This is a genomic window from Oceanobacillus saliphilus (assembly GCF_023522835.1).
Lineage (GTDB): Bacteria > Bacillota > Bacilli > Bacillales > Amphibacillaceae > Oceanobacillus > Oceanobacillus saliphilus.
Genome location: NZ_JALCZU010000184.1, coordinates 1 through 264, shown reverse-complemented (window position 1 = coordinate 264; position 264 = coordinate 1). Strand labels below are relative to the sequence as shown.

The following is a 264-nucleotide window of genomic DNA, read 5'->3' as shown; positions in this document are numbered from 1 at the left end:
GGATTTTCCCATCTGACACAAAGTAACCTAACGTGCCAACGACCGGCGTAACCACAATGTACATCACCAGACTCCAGAATAGGATAATCATTGCTGAGTAATTAAATGGTGCCCAACTAATATCAAAGCGCTTCGTCAAACGACGAATTGACATCGCTAATCCGACAATAAAGGCTAATGCCGTTGAGACCAGCGGTCCCATACCGTACAACCAAATGGTCAATGGTACTTGTAAAGCGAACTTCAAAACCAGCATCAAAATCA

The 264-nt window shown here is 43.6% G+C and carries 1 protein-coding gene; it reads right to left on the bottom strand.

Going from position 1 to position 264, the window contains the following annotated elements:
* Window positions 1–247: polysaccharide biosynthesis C-terminal domain-containing protein (locus MN204_RS20865; RefSeq protein WP_249872962.1), on the bottom strand; the 247-nt coding region annotated here is incomplete at its 3' end.
* Window positions 248–264 lie beyond the last annotated feature (17 nt).